Origin of the sequence: Nocardioides panacisoli, from assembly GCF_019448235.1 — a bacterium.
GTDB lineage: Bacteria > Actinomycetota > Actinomycetes > Propionibacteriales > Nocardioidaceae > Nocardioides > Nocardioides panacisoli_A.
Window position 1 is genome coordinate 2,777,209 of sequence record NZ_CP080409.1, and the last position, 18,818, is coordinate 2,796,026.

Sequence of the window (18,818 nt, forward strand, 5' to 3'; positions counted from 1 at the left end):
TTCCCAGATGGGACTGCTGCACGATGAGGTGACCAACTTCAGGTGCCCCGCAGTTGGGTTCCAAGTCGTGGCTAAGTGACGGCGGAACCGTGGTCGGCCGGATGGTCTCGGAAGAACGCGTCGGCGGCATGGAGCAGGGTTGCGAGGACCGCAGCGCGCAGCTCAGGGTCCCCAGGAATGGCACCGCCATCCTCCAGGGCGGAGTTCCTCAGCCCGTTGCTCGCGTAACCACCACCTTGGACCGTGATCATGGAAACGACGGTGCGTGGCGGCATGTGTCCGATCACGTGGGTGAAGACGTCGTCGAGGTGGTCGTACGCCCAACCGTCGAGGAGGTCGCCGGTGATGAGCATTTCGTCCATGTCGACACCCCAGGCCGTGTCCGACTCACCGCAATCGTTGGTGACCGTTCGTGAACCGCGCGCAGATGTGGTGCTCGTGCTCACGATGATCCCGAGGCCGAACTCGCCGTAGAAGAAGGCCGCATGGGTTTCGTACTGTGCTGGAGCAACCGTGACAACGGCTTGCCAGTCAGCACTGACTTGTGAATGAGTCGCCGCACGTAGTGCACGATCAGCATCCTCATGAATCAGACCGTCCAGAATGCCCTGCGCCTTGAACATCATTGTGATCTGAGCGTCTACACCCTCTTCCTCGCCATACGGGGACGGCTGCCTCGCGGTCCGTACCAAACGCCCCGGAACTCTGGTGACGATTGCGGCGGACGTGAGGTCGGCTCGACTCATCGCGGCGAGCAGCGCAAGCGCCCGTCTCACTGTGTTGCCCTGGCCGACCCGCTCCGAGGCAGCCCATAGCGCAGCCAGAGCACGACTGGTTGCGCCGATGGTGGGTGAGTTGAACAGCACACGATCCTCGTCATCCTGATCGCGATACACGATCGCTGCGACGGTGACGCTCTCGTCAGATGCCGGATCAGCCAGCCATTCGACCAGTCCCGACGAAGACCCGGCATTCGCAAACTCGTGCAACCACTCGCGAGCAGTATCGTCAAGGCCAGCCTTCGAGAGGGTCCGAGCGACGCTACAAGCAGCGGAAACCGCGGCGAGCGGAAGCAGGTTGGGTGCCGGATCCGATGCATCTAGCCAGACATCCCCTGGATCATCGGAACCAAGACTAACCCTGAACGCGGCAACCTCGTCGAGAGTTCCGCTCTGCGTCAACTCAACGAACTGATCGCGCAACTCCTCGAGTGCGTACGAGTCTGCCCCGGGCGGCGGCATGCCGGACACGATGACGGCGTGGGCGCGGTCTGAATCGTGAGGTTGGATAAAATGACCAGACGCCAAGGGGGCTGGCGGTCCTCCGTCGTCCCCACCCCCGCGCCGATCATCGCCCCAAGGATCGACAACCCCAGCCTCGGTCTCGTCGGCTTGTCCATGACGCGCACGCACGCTCTCAAGCAGCTCCGAGAGCGATGGAGCACCGTCCCATGTCACTCCACGGCGGAGGGCCTCTGCTTGGTTGCACTCCGGATGAGCGGGTCCGAGGTAGTCCCGACTCCCACCCCGGTCGTGATCGTGAGCAAGGTGCCAAGGCGCCCCACGCTCGATACGTCGCGTCGCCATGATGCAAACCCGCTCGACACAGTATCCGCCGTGGCTCCGGATGATCGCGGCGTATTCACTTCGGAGTTCCCAATGGTGCTCGCCGTATGGCTCCTCGTAGACCTCGGCGTACTCGTCTTCCTCGTCCTCGTCGAGGGCGTCGCGTTCGTCCTCCCCGGCCCCGTACTGCGTAGCCGCCCACTCCCGCTCCTGTTCTTGACGCTCAGCCCTTCGTCGCTCCTCTCGTGGACCGTTGACGTAGGTCTCCCAGAGGAAGTGACAAACCATGGCCACCACGAGACCCCCAACGAGCAGGGCCCGGATCGCAGCATCCTCCGACATCCCCCGAGTATCTATCCAGCGTCCGACTGTTTCCACCGGCGTATCCGCGCACGCACACGCCGACCGGCGAGAGCCAAACGATTGGATGGACTTGGATAGAGGGGACTACGCCACGGGCGAGATGGCAGCTACTTCGGGCCAACGAAACGGCCGTAGGGCAGCGAACGAACTCGGGGGAGCGATTGACAACCCGACTCGAACTGGCAGCAGTTGATTTTTTGGTGGGACTTGGGGCGCCGTGGCAGAGGACACTGAGGTCGTCGACCAGAGGCTGTCTTGGACGGAACAGCGGGAGTACGAGCGCCGCTGTACTCGGGTCAGGAACAGGCACGACCTTCGTGACGACACGCACTGACTGAAGTGCCCCTACTAACTAAGACACACCAGAATCTCCGGCCTTGCCGGGGCATTACATGCCTTCGTCGGTCAGGCAGACTCACCGTTCCCGACGGGCACATGACCCGCTGGGCATCACAGCTAGTCGAACAGGTGAGCATCCGCTTGCGCTGCCGCAGCAGCGACCTCGGTGGGGTCGCTCGCCTGGTCTGGAGAGGCGTTGCAGACTCGCGAAAGACCCCGTTGCAGATTCGCGGCACGTGAGCGTGGGCCGTTTGCAGTCTCGATGATCGTCGGCAGTGCCGCCGCCGATGCAGGGCAAGGGGCGAACGACTCAGGGACGGTTGGCCAGTCGGCGTCGTACGACGCGCCGCCGTAGCGTGGGTGAGGCGACGACCTCGTAGCCGGCGTCGGTGAAGACGTGCAGCAACCCGACCGACGCCTCGTCCCAGGTCGCCGACCCACCGGGCGGCGGCTCGATCGGGTAGCCCTCCAGCACGTGGGCACCGACCCGTTCGCCGTACTCGACGCTGGCCGCAGCGAGCTCGTAGGTGAGCCCTGACCGGCGGTGCTGCTGGCGTACGACGAAGCAGGTCACCGACCAGACGCCCTCGAGGTCGGGGTCCATGCGCATCCACGCCTGTTTCCGGCTCCACACCCGGGGATAGTTCTCGCGCGGCTCGACGGCGACCCAGCCAGCAGGCTCGCCGTCGACGTACCCGACCAGACCCGACGTCGGCCCGGCGGAGCCGCACGCGGCCTGCTGCAGCTGAGCGGCATCGCGCTCCTCCTGGGTGGTGTCACGCCAGATCCAGCCGGGCACCTTCAGCGCTTGGCATCGGCACTTGTGGGCGCCTCCGGTCGCGAACACCGCCTCGACGTGCTCGGGTGCAGCCTCGTTGGCCGGGAGCCAGGTGAAACCGGGCATGCCGCGACTCTAAATGAGAACGCGCCGCCCCGAGCGCGACGAGACCCGCGCCCGGCCGCCGGCCGACGCGGCGTGCCGCGGTGTGCCATCGTGGTCGCCGTGACCGCGCTCGAGGAGCTGCTGGCCCGGGTGTGCTCGACCCACCGCCTCCCGGGCGCCGTCGCGCTGGTGGCCCGGGGCGAGGACGTCGAGGTGGCCACTGCGGGCGTGCGCACCCTCGGGGGACCCCCGATGACACGGGACACCCTCTTCCGGCTCGCCTCGCTCACCAAGCCGGTCCTCGCGGCGGCGACGATGGTCTTGGTCGACCGCGGGCACCTCCACCTCGACGATCCGGTGGATCCGCTGCTGCCGGAGCTCACCACGCCGATGGTGCTGCGCGATGCGGGCGGCCCCGTCGAGGACCCAGCGAACCTCGAGCCGGCCGAGCGAGCGATCACGCTGCGTGACCTCCTCACCTTCCGCTCCGGCCATGGCTTCCCCGAGCGGTTCGACCTGCCGATCGTCGCGCGGTTGGTCGACCAGCTCGGCCAGGGGCCACCCCGGCCGGCGACGATGCCCGACCCCGACGAGTGGATGCGCCGGCTCGCGGACGTTCCACTGCTGCACCAGCCCGGTCAGGGCTGGACCTACAACACCGGCGCCGACATCCTCGGCGTCCTGCTCGCCCGCGCCTGCGACGCCACCCTGGGCGACGTCCTCGCCGAGACGGTGCTCGATCCGTGCGGCATGACCGACACCGGCTTCGCCACCTCGGCCACCGACCGACTCGCGACGTACTACGAGCGCGACGAGGACGGGACGCCCCGGGTCGTCGACCCTCCCGAGGGGCAGTGGGCCGTTCCGCCCCGCTTCCCCTCCGGTGCCGGCGGGCTGGTGTCGACGGCCGACGACTGGTGGTCCTTCGGCCGGATGGTGCTGGCCGACGGCGAGCACCGACGCGCCGGTCGCTCCACGCGGGTGTTGTCGCCGGAGTCGGTGCGGTTGATGACCACGAGCCACGTCGACGGCGGCCCGCGGCACCTGTTCCTCGACGGCCAGGGCTGGGGGTTCGGCGGAGGGGTCGACATCCGGCCCACACGGCCGTTCCAGGTCGCCGGTCGCTACGGCTGGATCGGTGGCACCGGCACTGCCGGCTACGTCATCCCCGCCACCGACACCGTCGTCGTGTGGCTCAGCCAGGTCGAACTCGGCGCACCCGACGACGCCGCCGCGATGACCGAGGTGCTGACCCACGCCGCTCGAGGGAACGCCGCCGGCAGGCATTGACAGGCAAGTGCTCACTTGCATGTAATGGATTCGTGAGCGCTGAGCCCGACCCGTTCCGGGCCATCGCCGACCCGACGAGGCGACTGATCCTCGACGAGCTGACCGAGTCCGACGGACAGACGCTCTTCGAGATCTGCAGTCGGCTGACCATGAGGCACGGCCTCACCTCGTCGCGCCAAGCGGTGTCCCAACACCTCGCCGTGCTCGAACAGTCGGGCCTGGTGCACACGCAGCGCCGGGGCCGCTACAAGCTCCACCACATCGACCCGGGCCCGCTGCGCGCGATCGTGCAGCGATGGCTCACCACCGGAGAGGAACCGCCACCGTGATCCGCATCAACCTCACCAGCATCCACGTCGACGACCAGGCCAAGGCGCTCGCCTTCTACACCGACACGCTCGGCTTCTCGAAGAAGACCGACGAGCCGGTCGGCGACGCCCGCTGGCTCACCGTGGTCTCGCCCGCGGACCCCGACGGCGTCGAGCTGCTGCTGGAGCCCAACGAGCATCCGGCAGCACGTGCCTACCAGGAGGCGCTGACCGCCGACGGCATCCCCGCCGCGCAGTTCGCCGTCGACGACGTCCACGCCGAGGTCGACCGACTCAAGGCCCTGGGGGTCGAGTTCAGCCAGGACGCGACCGACCTCGGCCCCGTCGTCACCGCCGTGCTCGACGACACCTGCGGCAACCTGGTGCAGCTCGCCGCGCTCACGTGACCCACCGCCGTCGGCGGACGTACCGACCGGCCCCACCGGCCGGTGCGCCGAGCAGGGACACGCCGACGGATCCGTCGTTCGGTACGTCGCCGTGCGGCGCGGTCGCTCAGGCCGGGGTCGGCGTGGCGACGACCTCCGCGCGATAGCCCTCGATGAGGTCCATGAACTCGCGCCGCTCCGCGTCGGGGACGCCGAGGAAGTTCAGTGTCGCGTCGATCTCGGTGACGACGGCGTCGAAGTCGTGGCTGGCGATGGCCAGGTCCCGGTGGGCGGCGCCCATGTCCAGTCCCGGGTAGCAGGCCGGACCACCGGTGGCCTGGATCGACCACGCGGTCACCAGGAACTTGTACCCCGGCGCATTGGTGGGGTCGCCGTGGTGGGCGTGCACGGCCGGGTTGGCGTTCACCGCGGCGTTGGCGAAGAGCCGGTCCACCAGCACGTCCACGGCCCCGGCGATGCCGTAGGTGCCGCCCAGTCGTTCGTACAACGAGGTGCTCATCGTCGACCTCCTCGATCCGATGTGACCCACCTCACTCTCCGCCTCTCGGCGGGCAAGGTCAATAGCGCACGATCGAATAGTGCGCGATCTGATCGTGCCCGAGTCCACGGCCTCCTAGGATGTCCCCATGACGAGCGACGACGCAGCAGGCCCGCGGCTCGACGACCAGCTCTGCTTCGCCATCTACGGCGCCTCCCAGGCGATGACCGCGGCGTACCGCGACGGCCTCGCCGCGCACGGACTCACCTACACCCAGTACGTCGCCCTGCTTGCGCTGTGGGAGGACGACGTCGTCTCGATGCGGGACCTCTGCGCCCGGCTGCACCTGGACAGCGCCACCCTCTCGCCACTGCTCAAGCGCCTGGAGGCCCGCGGGCTGGTGACGCGCGAGCGCGCCGCCGCCGACGAGCGCACCGTCCTGGTCTCCTGCACCGCGCAGGGCCGCGCGCTCCGCGAGCCCGTGGCCGCGGTCCAGGCCGGGGTCGAGGCGGACACCGGCCTCACCGGCGCCGAGCTCGCCGAGCTGCGGGAGGAGCTGCACGCGGTGGCCCACCGGCTGCGGGAGTCACGGCGGTCGCGGACCGCCTCCGGCGAGGTCGGCTGAGCCGCGCCGGCCGCGTTCGTTGGGGGGAGACAACGTGGGGACCACCGGCTACTGTCACCGGAGGAGGAGGTGAGAGTTGTGTGGCCGCCGGTGCTCCACGGCGGGCCCGTCAAGGCGCTCGCTCGGGTGGGTCTGACCAACCGGGAACGACAAGTCCTGCGACTGGTTGTCGAAGGGTGTGGCAACCAGCAGATCGCAGAGCGCCTGACCATCTCCAAGCGCACCGTCGAGACCCACGTCTCCACGCTGCTGCGCAAGTACGGCGTCGACGACCGCCGTACGCTCACCGCCGCACTCGGACCGGCGACCTTCCGGGCCAGTCTCTCGCACGAGCTGCGTGCCAGCGACGGTTCGGTGGAGACCCAGAGCCGCGTCGCCCACCTCGTCGGGCGCCACCTGGCGGTCCACCGGTCCTACTACCAGGAGTTCGACCACGAGGCCGACGTCACCATCATCCACCGCGACTACGCCGACGGCGTGAAGCCGATCGCGGGGGCCTACACGCTGTCGCACTACGTCGGTGAGCCGGTCGCACAGGCCATGCGCACCGGCGAGCCGCTCGTGGTGTCCGACTCGAGTGCGCTCGTCCCGAAGATCGCGACGGCGTGGCACTCGCTGTCGATCCGCGCCGCGATGATGGCGCCCAACCTCCGCGACGGCGCGTGCGTCGCTGGACTCGCGGTCACCAGCACCAGCCCCCGCGAGTGGACCATGGACGACGTCACGCTGCTGGTCGAGACCGCCGAGCGCACCTGGGACCGGGTCGAGCGCATCCGGCTCGAGGCCGAGTTGGGCGAGGTCGGCCGCTCCTTCCGGGCGCTGGCGGATGCCGTGCCGTGCTTGGTCTGGCAGACCGATGCCGGCGGAGCCGTGGTCTTCGGCAGCCGAGCGTTGCTGGACTTCACCGGCCTGACGCCGGAGACCGTGAGGACCGTCGACTGGCGAAAGATCGCACGGCCCACCCCCGGCGCTCCCGACCCCGCCGAGCACCTCCGCGACGACACGTGGCAGGGACGACTGGAGCTCCGGCGCCATGACGGGACGTGGCAGCAGTTCGACGCCGGCGTGAGTCCGCGACGCGACGATGTCGGCGCGCAGGTCGGGCACCTCTGGGTGGTTCATCGGTCCTGAGGCCGGCGCCGGGATTCTCCGTACGGCGTACGGAGTCGGGTGGAGGAGAGTTCGGGGAGGATGTCAGCGCGGCGACCGGTACCCCTAACTGGGGGGTGGGTACCGGTCGCCGAGTGCGTTCACCGGTCGGCGCGGCGTCCTGCTCCCCAGTAGAACGGACCGTTGGTCTGCTCCACCCGGACGTCCCAGCCGAGGTCGGCCAGCTGCCGGGACAGTGCCGCCGGCTCGTGCGGCACCTTCACCGCGCGGTACGCCGTCCCGTCGCGCAACCGTCGTCGGATCGTGGTCGACTCCTCGCCCTGGACCAGCTCGTCGGGGGTGCGGTAGGCGTCGTCGACGAACAGCACCCGACCACCGGGGACCAGCGCGTCGGCCACCCGCGACCAGAAGTCGGCGAACCGCTCGCGCGGCACGTGGGAGAGCCAGAAGCCGAAGAACACCACGTCGTACCGCCGGTCGGGGCGCCACGTGAAGAGGTCGTCGCGCTGGAACCGCACGGCCGTCGTCCCGGGGACCGACGCGGCCAGCTCCAGCATCCGCGGCGAGGAGTCGACGGCGGTCACGGTGCTCGCGTGGCGCAGCAGGTGGGGCGTCCACGTGCCCGGCCCGCAGGCGAGCTCGAGCACGTCGCCGGCGGGTGCGAAGGCGTCGATCGCGGCCACCAGCTCGTCGCCTGCCTGCTCGCTCCCCGGGATCGCCCCGTCGAGGTAGTGCGCGGCGAGCGCGTCGTAGTAGGCCCGCTGCTCGGCGAGCAGGTCGTCGCTCGCCTCGTCCCGAGGAGTCATCGCCGCAAGGCTACGCCCGGGCTCCGGCCGCTCGGGTAGGTTCGACGCCGTGGCTCTCCCCAACACCGCCGACGTCGTCGTGGTCGGCGCCGGGCTGGCCGGGCTCGCGGCCGCCACCCGGCTCCAGCAGGCCGGCATCGAGACCGTCCTGGTCGAGCAGTCCGACGGCGTGGGCGGCCGGGTCCGCACCGACGTCGTGGACGGCTACCGGCTCGACCGCGGCTTCCAGCTGCTCAACCCCGCCTACCCGGAGGCGCAGGCGCTGCTGGACCTCGACGCCCTCGTCCTGCAGTCCTTCGACGCCGGTCTCGTCGTGGCGTCCGGCGACGATCGGCATCTGTTGGGGGATCCGCGCCGGCTGCCGCGGTCGCTGCCGGCCGACCTCACCGCACCGGTGGGCACGCTGCGCCAGAAGCTCGCCCTGCTGCGGTGGCTCGGACCGGTCGGACTCGGTCCCGCCTCCCGCGTCCGCGCCGCCGCGGACCGCCCGTTCGTCGACGAGCTGCGGGCGCGGGGGCTCGACGGCGACCTGACCGACCGCGCCCTGCGACCCTTCCTCTCCGGCGTCCTCGCCGAGGAGGAGCTGCAGTCCTCGCAGCGGATGGTGTCGCTGCTGCTGCGGGCCTTCGTCCGCGGCACCCCCGCGGTGCCGTCGCAGGGCATGCAGGCGATGCCGGACCAGCTCGCCGCGAAGCTGGCCCCCGACACGCTCCACCTCGGCGTACGCGTCACCGGCCTGACCGGCGGCGGCGTCGACACCGACCAGGGGTCGATCCGCGCCCGGGCGGTCGTCTCCGCCGTCGACGGCGTGGCGGCCACCGACCTCGGCGCACCCGGATCGGCGATGCGCGCACTCACGACCTGGTGGTACGCCGCCGAGGAGGCCCCGCACTCCTCCGCCCTGCTCCACGTCGACGGCGACCGCGACGGTCCGCTGGCCAACACCGTCGTGGTCAGCAACGCCGCCCCGACCTACGCCCCCGTCGGCAGGGCGCTGGTCGCCGCCACCGCCGTCGGCACCCACCCCGAGGCCACCGCCGAGGCCGAGGCCCGCGCCCAGGCCGCCCGCCTGCTCGGCGACGACCCCACGCGCTGGGAGCTGCTGCGCAGCGACGTCATCACCCACGCCCTGCCCACGCACCCGGCCGGGCAGTCGCTGCGCCAACCCGTCGCCCTGGGGGACGGGCGGTTCGTGTGCGGGGACCACCGCGACACCCCCTCGATCCAGGGCGCCCTGGTGTCTGGCCGGCGTACCGCCGACGCCGTACGCCGCGCGCTCGGCCGCACGGCCACCTGACGCCCTCGCAGGGACGTCGGTTCACGGTCGGTGGGCAGCGACGAACAGGTCGACCGCGCGACGCACGTGCTCGGTCCGCGCAGCGGCGGCGGGGAGGGCCTCCGCCCCGTGGAACATCGCCTCGTTGATCGGTCCACCCATCACCAGCCAGTTGAGGAAGCCGGCGGAGGTCGGGGCGTCCGGCACCGCGAGGAGGCCGCGCCGGTCGAGGTCGGCGAGGTGCGTGGCGAGGGACTCGATCGCCCGAGACGGGCCGTGGTGCGCGAGGGCGTGCGCGAGGTCGGGGAACCGGTGGGCCTCGCCGATCACCAGGCGCCGCAGCTGCACGATCCGCGGCGTCAGGACCGCGGCGAGCTGCCGGTCCAGCAGGGCGGTCAGGGCCGGGGGCACGTCTGCTGCGGACGTGACCTCCAGGCGCTCGGCGTCGACCCGATCGCCGGTCTCGGTGGTCATCGTCGTGACCAGCTCGAGGAACAACCCCTGCTTGCTGCCGAAGTAGGCGTAGACCGTCTGCTTCGCCACGCCTGAGCGCTCGGCGATGTCGTCGATGGTGACGGCCCCGTAGTCGCCCCCGAGGAATGCCTCCTCCGCGGCGGCGAGCACGGCCTCGCGCTTGCGGCGAGAGGTGGGGCGCGATGGTGCCGCAGCGGGGACGGGTTGACGCGTCATACCGCCCAGTCTAGATTGTTCCTAGTTTCCAGACTCTTCGGTCCAAAAAGGAGCTGTCGTGCCCCGATCCCACCGCGACGTCCCCGCCCATGCAGCGTCCGCGGACGGCACGCTGCTGGCCCACGAGATCGTGGGGGAGGGGCCGCCCCTGGTCCACGTCACCGGTGCCATCTGCTCGCGGCGCTTCCCACCGGTCGTCAAGGACGTCGCCACCTTCGCGACGGCGTTCCGGGTGGTCACCTACGACCGCCGCGGTCGCGGAGACTCCGGGGACACCGCGCCGTGGTCGGTCGAGCGGGAGGTCGAGGACATCGAGGCGATGATCGATGCCGTCGGCGGCACCGCCTACCTGCACGGCCACTCCTCGGGCGCCGTCCTCGCGCTGCACGCCGCCGCCCGGTTGGGGGACAAGGTCCGCGGCGTGGTGCTCTACGACGCCCCGTGGGCCGGCGACGCCGCCCAGCGCGCGGAGTACGCCGTCCTGTGCGACCGCGTGGAGGCGCTCCTGGACCGGGGTCGCCACGCCGCGGCGCTGCGGTGCTTCCTGGTCGGGATCGGCATGCCGCGCGCCTTCGTCGCGCTGTTGCCGTTGATGCCCGGGTGGCGCCGGATGCGGGCCCTGGCGCCGACGCTGCGCTACGACATGGCGCTCACCGCCGACCTGCCGCCCGTCGACGTGGCCTCCTCGGTCCGGGTGCCGGTGCACGTCGTGGTCGGTGAGCGCAGCCCGGCCGAGCTCCACACGGTCGCCGCGACGCTGACGTCGGCGATCCCGGACGCCACCACCGCCGTGCTGCCGGGCCAGGACCACCTGGTCGATGCGAAGGTGCTCCTCCCCGAGCTGGTGGAGCGGTTCCGCGACCCGGTCGAGTGAGCGACTCCGGCACCGGGCCGGTTCAGGTCGCCCGCACCGCGCCGATCGGCTCGGGCGAGAAGCGCGGGAAGATCGCGGCCGGCGAGGCACCGAGCCGATGGCTGATGACCTCCGAGAGCACACTGCGGTAGTCGGTGGTGACGAGCAGGTCGTCCTCGACACTGTCGGTCAGCCCCGGCCAGGTGCCGTAGTAGCCACCCCGCACGCCGGCGCCCAGCAGCAGCATCACGTTGCCGTGGCCGTGGTCGAGCCCGTAGTTGTCGTTCTCCTTGGTGCGGCGGCCGAACTCCGAGAGCGTCACCACGGTGACGCGTTCCGCGAGCGGCCCCAGGTCGGTGAAGAACGCCGCCAGCGCGGTCGCGAACTCCGTCGTCATCTCCTGCATGCGCCCCCACGCCAGCGTGCCGAGATTGTCGTGATGGTCCCACGAGCCGTGGTCGATGGTGATGATCTCCGCCCCCAGGTCCCCGCGGATGGTGCGTGCTGCCGCGGCCAGCGCGAGGCCCAGGCTCGAGTTCTCCGGGTACGCCGCCCGGTGCCGCGGCGCGGGGTCGCCCTCCCGCACGGGGGTGAAGGCGTCGACCACCTCCAACGCCCGCCGCGCGCCGTCGCCGAGCGGCCCCGGGGCATCACCCCAGGTCGTGGCGATCGACCGGGTCCGGCTCCCCGGCCCGGGCTCGTCGCCCAGGAGCCGCATGTCCTCGATGGTGCGCGCCGCGGTGACCGGACGCGGCCCGAGCAGCGAGGTCGGCACGGTCGCCGAGCCGAGCTGGACCCCGCGCAGCGGATGGGCCGCGCGGTCGCGACCCACCAGCCGGTTGAGCCAGCCGACCCGGTCGGTGGTGCCGGGGTCGGCGTCCTCGACGGCCTCCATCGCCGCGAAGTGGGACCGGTTGGGCGTGGGCAGCCCGGTGGCGTGGACGGCGGCCACCCGGCCGGCGTCCCACAGCGGCAGCAGCGGTGCGAGGTGGGGGTGCAGCCCGAAGAAGCCGTCGGAAGCCAGCAGCTGCTCGCCCGGCACGGCGATCGTGGGCCGGGCGGCGGCGTACACGGGGTCGCCGTGCGGCACGACCAGGCTCATCCCGTCCACGGCGCCCCGCATCGAGAGCACGACCAGCACCTGTGGGGCCGAGCGCGTGGCGGCGTAGGAGGTCTCCATGAAGGCGGTGCCGACCATCGCCGTCGTCGACCCGCCGAGCAGTGCCCCGCGCAGCAGTCCGCGGCGGGAGAGGGCGGCGTACTCCGGGCAGCCGCAGGATCCGCCGGCGTCGGTCGGGTGGTCGGTCACGGGCGCTTCACCGCTCCATGTGGGCGGGGGAGTCGAGGAGCACGGTCAGCAGCAGCGGCATCCCCTCGTCCGCCACCCGGTGGTCGGCGGTGATGATCGTCGACGGCTCGCACCCGGTCGCCTCACACGCCGCACGCAGCAGCACCGACGTCGACCGGAGACCGAGCAGGGTCCGCGACAGGTGGTCGACCAGCGCACCGAAGCGCAGGGCCCGCTCGGGCAGCCACGACGTCGGCTCCCGGTGGGTGATCGCCTCGGTGGGCCATGCCCGGGCCGCCATCTGCTGGTGCAGGTCCAGCGAGGCGAGGAACCGTGCCGTGGAGGACCAGGCGAGCCCGTCGTCCGGCCGGCCGTCCGGCGTCCCCCAGCCGAAGGGGTAGTTGCCGAGGTCCTTGGCCTGCCACACCGTTCCCTGCGCGGCGGAGGCGTCGCTGATCGGCGCCGCCAGGCGGGCGCCGAGGGCACGGTAGGTGGCGACCACGTCCTCGTCGGAGGTGCGGACCTTGGCCTGATCGGCGGCGCGGAACTCCCCGGTGTCGACCAGCACCCGCAGCACCGGTGCGATCGCGGTGTCGTGGTCGAGGTAGGTCTCCGCGAGGCGCGCCACCACCGCCGCGGACGGCTCGTCGCCGATGAACCGCACCGCCAGCTTGCGGGCGATCCGCTCGGCCGTCGCCGGGTGTCGCGCCAGGTGGCGCAGGTACGCCGACACCGCCGCGGTGCCGTCGGCCTCGGCGTTGTCGTGGGTGAAGTCCATGACCCGCACCGCACCGGTCCAGTGGCTCGCCGGGTCGTAGGCGTGGTCCCACGTGCGCCACTTGTCGACGCGGTGGCCGGTCAGCAGCAGCGCCGAGGCCCGGACGTCCGCCTCGTCGTAGTGCCCCCGGCCGACGGTGTGCAGCTCGAGCAGCTCGCGGCCGAGGTCCTCGTTCGGCGCGTCCTTGAGCGAGTTGGCGTTGCTCAGGTAGAGCGCCATCGCCGGGTGCAGGATCGCGGCCGCCAGCAGCTCGTCGAACCGCCCGAGGGCGAGCCGCCGCAGCTCCCGGCCGTACGCCGGCCGGTGGGGCCCGACGAGGCCCTCGGCGGGCACGTGGAAGTGGTGCTCCCAGAACTCCGCCATCATCTCCCAGACCTGCTGCTCGCCGTGGATGCGTCGCGCCAGCGCCCACCGCTGGTAGTCGATGTCGACGTGCCAGAAGGAGGGGAGGTCCCCGCTGCGGACCCGGTCGGCGAGCTCGGTGTGCGAGGCGGTGACGGTGGGCCACCAGGCGGCGGTGGCGGCGTACCACTCGTCGTCGGCGTCGGTCGCGTCGTCGGTCAGCTGCGCCTCGAACCACGCACGGAACCCGCCGGCGCGCTCCACGCGCTCCTGCAGTTCGGGCGTCCAGCCGTAGCTGAAGCGGGTGAGCGCGTGGCGCGTGGCGGGGTCCGGGACCGCCGTGGCGACGTGGGAGTGGGGACGGTAGGGCCCGGCCTCGGCCCGTTCGAGGACGCTCCCGGCGACGACGGCCGTGCCGGCCGCGGCCACGCCGAACCCGCGCCGGGTCAAGGCCCGGCGCCGGGAGGGTTCGGCAGGGAGCATCGGCAGACCTCGGCGCGTCGGAGCGGGAGGCGCGCCGCCGAGCCGACGAATCCCCCAGTCGCAGCACTGTAACCGGCGGTCGCGGGCTCCCGGCCGTCCCACCCCGCGGCGACCGGGTGCTGACTACCGTGGGCCCATGAAGATCAGCCGATCGGTCGCGACGACCGCGAGCCCCGACGCCGTCTACGCCTACCTCAGCGACTTCACCACCACCAACGAGTGGGACCCCGGGACGGTGGAGACCACCCGGGCCTCCGGCGACGGCGGTGTGGGGACGACCTACGACAACGTCTCGGAGTTCAACGGACGCCGCACCGAGCTCACCTACGAGGTCGTCGACCTCGACCCCGGCCGGCGCATCGAGCTCCACGGTGAGGGCAAGAGCGCCACCGCCGTGGACGTGATGGAGATCGAGCCGACCGAGCACGGCTGCCGCGTCACCTACACCGCCGACATCCGCCTCAAGGGCGTGCTGCGGCTGGCCGAGCCGTTCATCCGCGGCGCCTTCACCAAGCTCGGCGACGAGGCTGAGGTCGGCCTGCGGGACGCGCTCGAGAAGCTCTGAGCCGGCGCGCCCCGGCGGGCCGGCGGCGTACGCCGTCAGTCGACCGCGTGGTCCTTGAGGCGGTAGACCGCCGAGCGGCGGGCGGCCTGCGCGTTGACCTCGGCACCCTCCGGCGTCAGCGGCGTCACGTCCTCCGGCGCGAGCTCGCCGGTGCGCAGGTCGATCTGCTCGCTGCCGTAGCGCAGCACCGAGGCGGCGACCGCCGCGACGGGCACGGCCAGGAAGGCGCCCATGATGCCGAACAGGGTGCCGCCCGAGGCGACCGCGATCAGGATGATCCCGGCGTGCAGCTGCATGGTGCGACCCTGCAGGAAGGGCTGCAGCACGTTGCTCTCCACCTGCTGCACCACCACGATGATCACCAGGACGGCCAACGCCGTGCCCCAGCCGTTGCCGACCAGCGCCACGAGCACCGCCAGCGCACCCACGGCGAAGGCGCCGACGATCGGGACGAAGCCGCCGAAGAACGTCAGCAGCGCCAGCACGAACGCCAACGGCACCTGCAGCACCACCAGTCCGATGCCGATGAGCACGGCGTCGAACGCGCTCACCATCGCCTGGGCGCGGATGAACCCGCTCAGTGTCACCCACCCGCGGGTGCCGGCCTCGGTCAGGTGGCGGCCCGCGTTGCGGCCCGCGACGCGGCGGATCCACGGCAGGAACTGCGGCCCGTCCTTGAGGAAGAAGAACGTCAGCACCAGCACCAGCACCAGCGCGACGAGCGCCGACGTCGCGGCGCCCACGCCGGTGAAGACGCCGGAGGCGATCTGGGAGGAGCTGCTCTGCGCCCACCCCACGACGGAGTCGGTCAGCTCGGCGACCTGCTCGTTGCGCAGGTTGACCGGCGGCCCCTGCGCCCACCGCTGCAGCTCGAGCAGGCCCTGCGAGGCCTGGTCGAACAGGTCGGCGGACTGGCGCACCACCGACGGGGCCAGCGAGGCGAACAGCCCACCGACGATCGCGAACGGCACGATCAGGCCGATGAACGCCGCGAGCGAGGACGGCACGCGATGGCGGCGCAGCCACGCGACCGGCGGCCACAGCACGGTGGTGACGATCAGTGCCAGGATGATCGGGAGCACGCCGACCCAGAACTGGCCGATCAGCCACAGCACGGCGGTGACGGTGATCCCGATGAGGATGAGCCGCAACGCGGCGGTCGCGGCCATCCGCAGCCAGTCGTGGACGACGACGCTGCGGTCCACGCGGTCGGTCGCGGCCGGCGTCGACGCCTCGCCGGACCCGGCTGCGCGCGGGTCGTCGGCGGCACCACCGGCATCGTCGGCACCGCCGGCCCGGTCGTCACTGTCGGCATCCGCCGGGTCCGTTGCCGTGTCCGCGCCGGTCACGTGGTCCGGCGGCCGCGACTCCTCGGCGGCCTCGTGCGTCTCGGGCCGCTGCGTGCGGTCCTGCGGATCCGGTTCGGTCATGGCACCAACCTACGGCGCCGCGGCGACAGGGTTCATCCGCCGCGCGTCGATTCGGCGAGGAGGAGTCGAACGGGCGGTGACCGCGCCACGCACGCTGGATAGCCTCGCGGCATGACGACGCTGCGGTGGCTCTTCGGTGACCAGCTCGGGCCGCACTTCGTCGACGACCACGACGGCCCGCTGCTGCTGGTGGAGTCGCGCGACGTACTGGCCCGGCGGCGGTTCCACCGCGCCAAGGCCCACCTGGTGCTCAGCGCCATGCGCCACCGCGCCCGCGAGTTCGGCGACCGGATGACCTACGTGCAGGCCGACACCTACGCCGAGGCCGTGCGCTCGGTCACCGACGGTCCCGTGGAGGTCGTCCACCCCACCTCCTACGCCGCGCACCGGCTGGTCCGCCGCCTCGGCGACGAGCTCGACCTGACGGTGCTGCCGCCGCGCGGGTTCGCGACGCCGCGCGAGGACTTCGAGCGGTGGGCCGAGGGGCGTGGCGGCAAACGGCTGCTGATGGAGGACTTCTACCGCCGCGCCCGCGTCGCGCACGACGTGATGATGGCCGGCGACGAACCGGCCGGCGGCCGGTGGAACTTCGACCACGACAACCGCGAGCCGCCGCCCAGGGGCGCCGACACCCTCGGCGTGCCCGCGCCCTGGTGGCCGGAGGAGGACGAGGTCGACGAGGAGGTGCGGGCGGACCTCGACCGGTGGGAGTCGGAGGGCCTGGTCTCCTTCATCGGCGAGGACGGGCCGCGGCGGTTCGCCGCCACGCGCCGCGAGGCACTCGCCGCGCTCGACCACTTCGCCCAGCAGCGGCTGCCGCACTTCGGCGCCCACGAGGACGCCGTCCTCGAGGGGGATCCGTGGATGGCGCACTCGCTGGTCTCGGTCCCGCTCAACCTCGGGCTGCTCGACCCGCTGGACGTCGTACGCCGTGCCGAGCGTGCGTGGCAGGACGGCGAGGCCCCGATCGCCGCGGTCGAGGGGTTCTGCCGGCAGGTGCTGGGGTGGCGGGACTACGTGTGGCACCTCTACTGGCACTTCGGTGACTCCTACCGGCGGCGCAACGAGCTGGGCGCGACCGAGCGGATGCCGAAGTGGTTCGCCGAGCTCGACGGTGCCGCCACCGACGCCCGCTGCCTCTCCCACACCCTGGACCAGGTGGCCGAGCACGGTTGGGTGCACCACATCCCGCGCCTGATGGTGCTCGGGTCGTACGCGATGCAGCGCGGCTGGTCGCCGCGCCAGGTCACCGACTGGTTCCACCGAGCGTTCGTCGACGGCTATGACTGGGTGATGGTGCCCAACGTGGTCGGCATGTCGCAGCACGCCGACGGCGGGGCGATGGCGACCAAGCCCTACACCTCGGGCGGTGCCTACCTGGCGCGGATGACCGACCACTGCGGGTCGTGCCGGTTCGACCCGAAGGTGCGGGTGGGCGAGGACGCGTGTCCCTTCACGGCCGGTTACTGGTGGTTCCTGGACCGTCACCGCGACCGCTTCGCCGGCAGCCCCCGGATGAGCCGCGCGGTCAACGGCCTGGGTCGGCTGTCGGACCTCGACGCGCTCGTCGCGCAGGAGGACGAGCGCGGCAACCGGGCACCCTGAGACCCGGGGTGCGGTGCTCAGCGGGAGAGGACCGCACCGACCGGGGTGGGGCTGAAGCGGGGGAAGACCGCGGCCGGCGAGGCCCCGAGGCGCTGCGTGATCACCTCGGCGAGCACGCTGCGGTAGTCGGTGGTGACCAACAGGTCGGCGTCGGCGGTGTTGGTCAGTCCCGGCCAGGTGCCGTAGTACCCGCCCTTGACGCCGGCCCCCAGCAGCAGCATCACGTTGCCGTGGCCGTGGTCCAGCCCGTAGTTGGCGTTCTCCCGGGTGCGGCGGCCGAACTCCGAGAGCGTCACCACGGTCACCTTCGAGGCGAGTCCGCCCAGGTCGGTGAAGAACGCCGCGAGCGCCTGGGAGAACTCCCGCGTCATCGACTGCATCTGTCCCCAGGCCAGGGTGCCGAGGTTGTCGTGGTGGTCCCACGACCCGTGGTCGATGGTGATGACCTCGGCGCCCACGTCGCCCCGGATGGTGCGGGCCGCCGCGGCCAGCGCGTCGCCCAGGCTCGAGTTGCCCGGGTACGACGCCCCGTTGCGCGGGGTGGCCGCCCCGTTGCGGACGGGCGCGAAGTCGTCCACGGCCCGCAGCGCCCGTCGTGCTCCCGCACCGAGCGGGCCGCCGGTGCGGCGCCACATCGTGTTCATCGAGCGGGGACGCCGGTTCTTGGTGTCCCACTTGTCGTGCCCGGAGAGCTTCATGTCCTTGATCTGCTGCACCGCCGCGACATGGCTCGGGCCGATGAGGGAGGTCGGTGGTGCGGCCGCGCCCAGCTGGATCGCCTGCAGGGGGTGCTCGTAGGAGTCGCGCCCGACGAGCCGGTTGAGCCAGCCGACGCGACGGGTGGTGCCGGGGTCGGCGTCCTCGACCTCCTCCATGGCGGCGAAGTGGGAGCGGTTGGGCACCGGAAGCCCGGTCGCGTGAACGGCGGCGACCTTGCCCGACTGCCACAGCGGCAGCAGCGGCGCCATCTCCGGGTGCAGCCCGAAGAACCCGTTGGCCGCCAGCAGTGACTCGCCGGGGATCGCGATCCGTGGGCGCGCCTTGGCATAGACCGGGTCGCCGTGCGGCACCACCAGGCTCATGCCGTCCACGGCTCCCCGCATCGACAGCACCACCAGCACGCGCGGCGCGGACCGGGTGGCGGCGTAAGAGGTCTCCATGAAGGCCGAGCCGAACATCGCACTCGCCGACGCGCCCGCGACGCCACCTGCCAGCAGCGTGCCGCGCAGCAGTCCGCGGCGGGAGAGGGCGGCGTACTCGGGGCAGCCGCAGGCGTCGCCGGTGGCGTTGTCGGTGGCGTGGTCGGTGGCGTGGTCGGTGGTCTCGTGGGACAT

18 protein-coding genes are annotated in these 18,818 nt (G+C 71.8%); 9 read left to right on the forward strand and 9 right to left on the reverse strand.

Going from position 1 to position 18,818, the window contains the following annotated elements; all coding sequences use genetic code 11:
- Positions 1–71: 71 nt before the first annotated feature.
- Together KUV85_RS13430 and KUV85_RS13435 are read right to left on the reverse strand one after the other, a co-directional pair.
- Positions 72–1,907, reverse strand: a complete 1,836-nt coding sequence (locus KUV85_RS13430) for a hypothetical protein (protein WP_219960398.1) — start codon at positions 1,905–1,907, stop codon at positions 72–74.
- 670 nt (positions 1,908–2,577) lie between these two features.
- Positions 2,578–3,171 (reverse strand): GNAT family N-acetyltransferase, encoded by a 594-nt coding sequence (locus KUV85_RS13435; RefSeq protein WP_219960399.1) that lies wholly within the window; start codon positions 3,169–3,171, stop codon positions 2,578–2,580.
- 99 nt (positions 3,172–3,270) lie between these two features.
- Here KUV85_RS13435 and KUV85_RS13440 point away from each other — a divergent pair, with 99 nt between their 5' ends.
- The 3 genes from KUV85_RS13440 to KUV85_RS13450 are packed head-to-tail and all read left to right on the forward strand — an operon-like array spanning position 3,271 to position 5,155.
- Positions 3,271–4,440 (forward strand): serine hydrolase domain-containing protein, encoded by a 1,170-nt coding sequence (locus tag KUV85_RS13440; protein ID WP_219960400.1) that lies wholly within the window; start codon positions 3,271–3,273, stop codon positions 4,438–4,440.
- Positions 4,441–4,472: 32 nt separating this feature from the next.
- Complete coding sequence (locus tag KUV85_RS13445) at positions 4,473–4,769, forward strand: ArsR/SmtB family transcription factor (protein WP_219960401.1); 297 nt, start codon at positions 4,473–4,475, stop codon at positions 4,767–4,769.
- Positions 4,766–5,155 carry a VOC family protein gene (locus tag KUV85_RS13450; RefSeq protein ID WP_273543989.1) on the forward strand — a complete coding sequence of 130 codons (390 nt, stop codon included), beginning with the start codon at positions 4,766–4,768 and terminating at the stop codon, positions 5,153–5,155. Before KUV85_RS13445 ends, KUV85_RS13450 begins: the two co-directional genes overlap by 4 nt.
- Positions 5,156–5,261: 106 nt before the next feature.
- Here KUV85_RS13450 and KUV85_RS13455 read toward each other — a convergent pair whose 3' ends face one another.
- On the reverse strand, positions 5,262–5,654 hold the full coding sequence (locus KUV85_RS13455) for a group I truncated hemoglobin (RefSeq protein ID WP_219960402.1): 393 nt from the start codon (positions 5,652–5,654) through the stop codon (positions 5,262–5,264).
- Positions 5,655–5,781: 127 nt separating this feature from the next.
- On the opposite strand from KUV85_RS13455, the gene KUV85_RS13460 reads away from it, so the two are divergent.
- Together KUV85_RS13460 and KUV85_RS13465 are read left to right on the forward strand one after the other, a co-directional pair.
- The gene (locus KUV85_RS13460) at positions 5,782–6,258 is read left to right on the forward strand and encodes a MarR family winged helix-turn-helix transcriptional regulator (RefSeq protein ID WP_219960403.1); all 477 of its coding nucleotides are present in this window, start codon (positions 5,782–5,784) and stop codon (positions 6,256–6,258) included.
- 126 nt (positions 6,259–6,384) lie between these two features.
- Positions 6,385–7,389, forward strand: a complete 1,005-nt coding sequence (locus KUV85_RS13465; protein ID WP_219960404.1) for a LuxR C-terminal-related transcriptional regulator — start codon at positions 6,385–6,387, stop codon at positions 7,387–7,389.
- A 119-nt stretch (positions 7,390–7,508) separates the two neighbouring features.
- Here KUV85_RS13465 and KUV85_RS13470 read toward each other — a convergent pair whose 3' ends face one another.
- Positions 7,509–8,174, reverse strand: a complete 666-nt coding sequence (locus KUV85_RS13470; protein WP_219960405.1) for a class I SAM-dependent methyltransferase — start codon at positions 8,172–8,174, stop codon at positions 7,509–7,511.
- Between the two features lie 49 nt (positions 8,175–8,223).
- Here KUV85_RS13470 and KUV85_RS13475 point away from each other — a divergent pair, with 49 nt between their 5' ends.
- A complete protein-coding gene (locus KUV85_RS13475) occupies positions 8,224–9,471 on the forward strand; it encodes an FAD-dependent oxidoreductase (protein ID WP_219960406.1) in 1,248 nt (415 codons plus the stop codon).
- Between the two features lie 21 nt (positions 9,472–9,492).
- Here the strand turns inward: KUV85_RS13475 and KUV85_RS13480 are convergent, their stop codons facing one another.
- Positions 9,493–10,140: a TetR/AcrR family transcriptional regulator gene (locus KUV85_RS13480; protein WP_219960407.1), complete on the reverse strand. Its 648-nt coding sequence runs from the start codon at positions 10,138–10,140 to the stop codon at positions 9,493–9,495.
- Between the two features lie 58 nt (positions 10,141–10,198).
- On the opposite strand from KUV85_RS13480, the gene KUV85_RS13485 reads away from it, so the two are divergent.
- The gene (locus tag KUV85_RS13485) at positions 10,199–11,014 is read left to right on the forward strand and encodes an alpha/beta fold hydrolase (protein ID WP_219960408.1); all 816 of its coding nucleotides are present in this window, start codon (positions 10,199–10,201) and stop codon (positions 11,012–11,014) included.
- A 22-nt stretch (positions 11,015–11,036) separates the two neighbouring features.
- Here the strand turns inward: KUV85_RS13485 and KUV85_RS13490 are convergent, their stop codons facing one another.
- Together KUV85_RS13490 and KUV85_RS13495 are read right to left on the reverse strand one after the other, a co-directional pair.
- Positions 11,037–12,302, reverse strand: coding sequence for a DUF1501 domain-containing protein (locus KUV85_RS13490; protein WP_219960409.1), 1,266 nt, complete (start codon positions 12,300–12,302; stop codon positions 11,037–11,039).
- Between the two features lie 7 nt (positions 12,303–12,309).
- A complete protein-coding gene (locus KUV85_RS13495; protein ID WP_219960410.1) occupies positions 12,310–13,884 on the reverse strand; it encodes a DUF1800 domain-containing protein in 1,575 nt (524 codons plus the stop codon).
- 136 nt (positions 13,885–14,020) lie between these two features.
- Here KUV85_RS13495 and KUV85_RS13500 point away from each other — a divergent pair, with 136 nt between their 5' ends.
- Complete coding sequence (locus KUV85_RS13500) at positions 14,021–14,449, forward strand: SRPBCC family protein (RefSeq protein WP_219960411.1); 429 nt, start codon at positions 14,021–14,023, stop codon at positions 14,447–14,449.
- A 35-nt stretch (positions 14,450–14,484) separates the two neighbouring features.
- Here the strand turns inward: KUV85_RS13500 and KUV85_RS13505 are convergent, their stop codons facing one another.
- Entirely contained in the window at positions 14,485–15,879 is a 1,395-nt protein-coding gene (locus tag KUV85_RS13505) for an AI-2E family transporter (RefSeq protein WP_219960412.1), read from the reverse strand.
- 111 nt (positions 15,880–15,990) lie between these two features.
- On the opposite strand from KUV85_RS13505, the gene KUV85_RS13510 reads away from it, so the two are divergent.
- Complete coding sequence (locus tag KUV85_RS13510; protein ID WP_219960413.1) at positions 15,991–17,484, forward strand: cryptochrome/photolyase family protein; 1,494 nt, start codon at positions 15,991–15,993, stop codon at positions 17,482–17,484.
- A gap of 17 nt (positions 17,485–17,501) precedes the next feature.
- Here KUV85_RS13510 and KUV85_RS13515 read toward each other — a convergent pair whose 3' ends face one another.
- Entirely contained in the window at positions 17,502–18,818 is a 1,317-nt protein-coding gene (locus tag KUV85_RS13515) for a DUF1501 domain-containing protein (RefSeq protein ID WP_219960414.1), read from the reverse strand.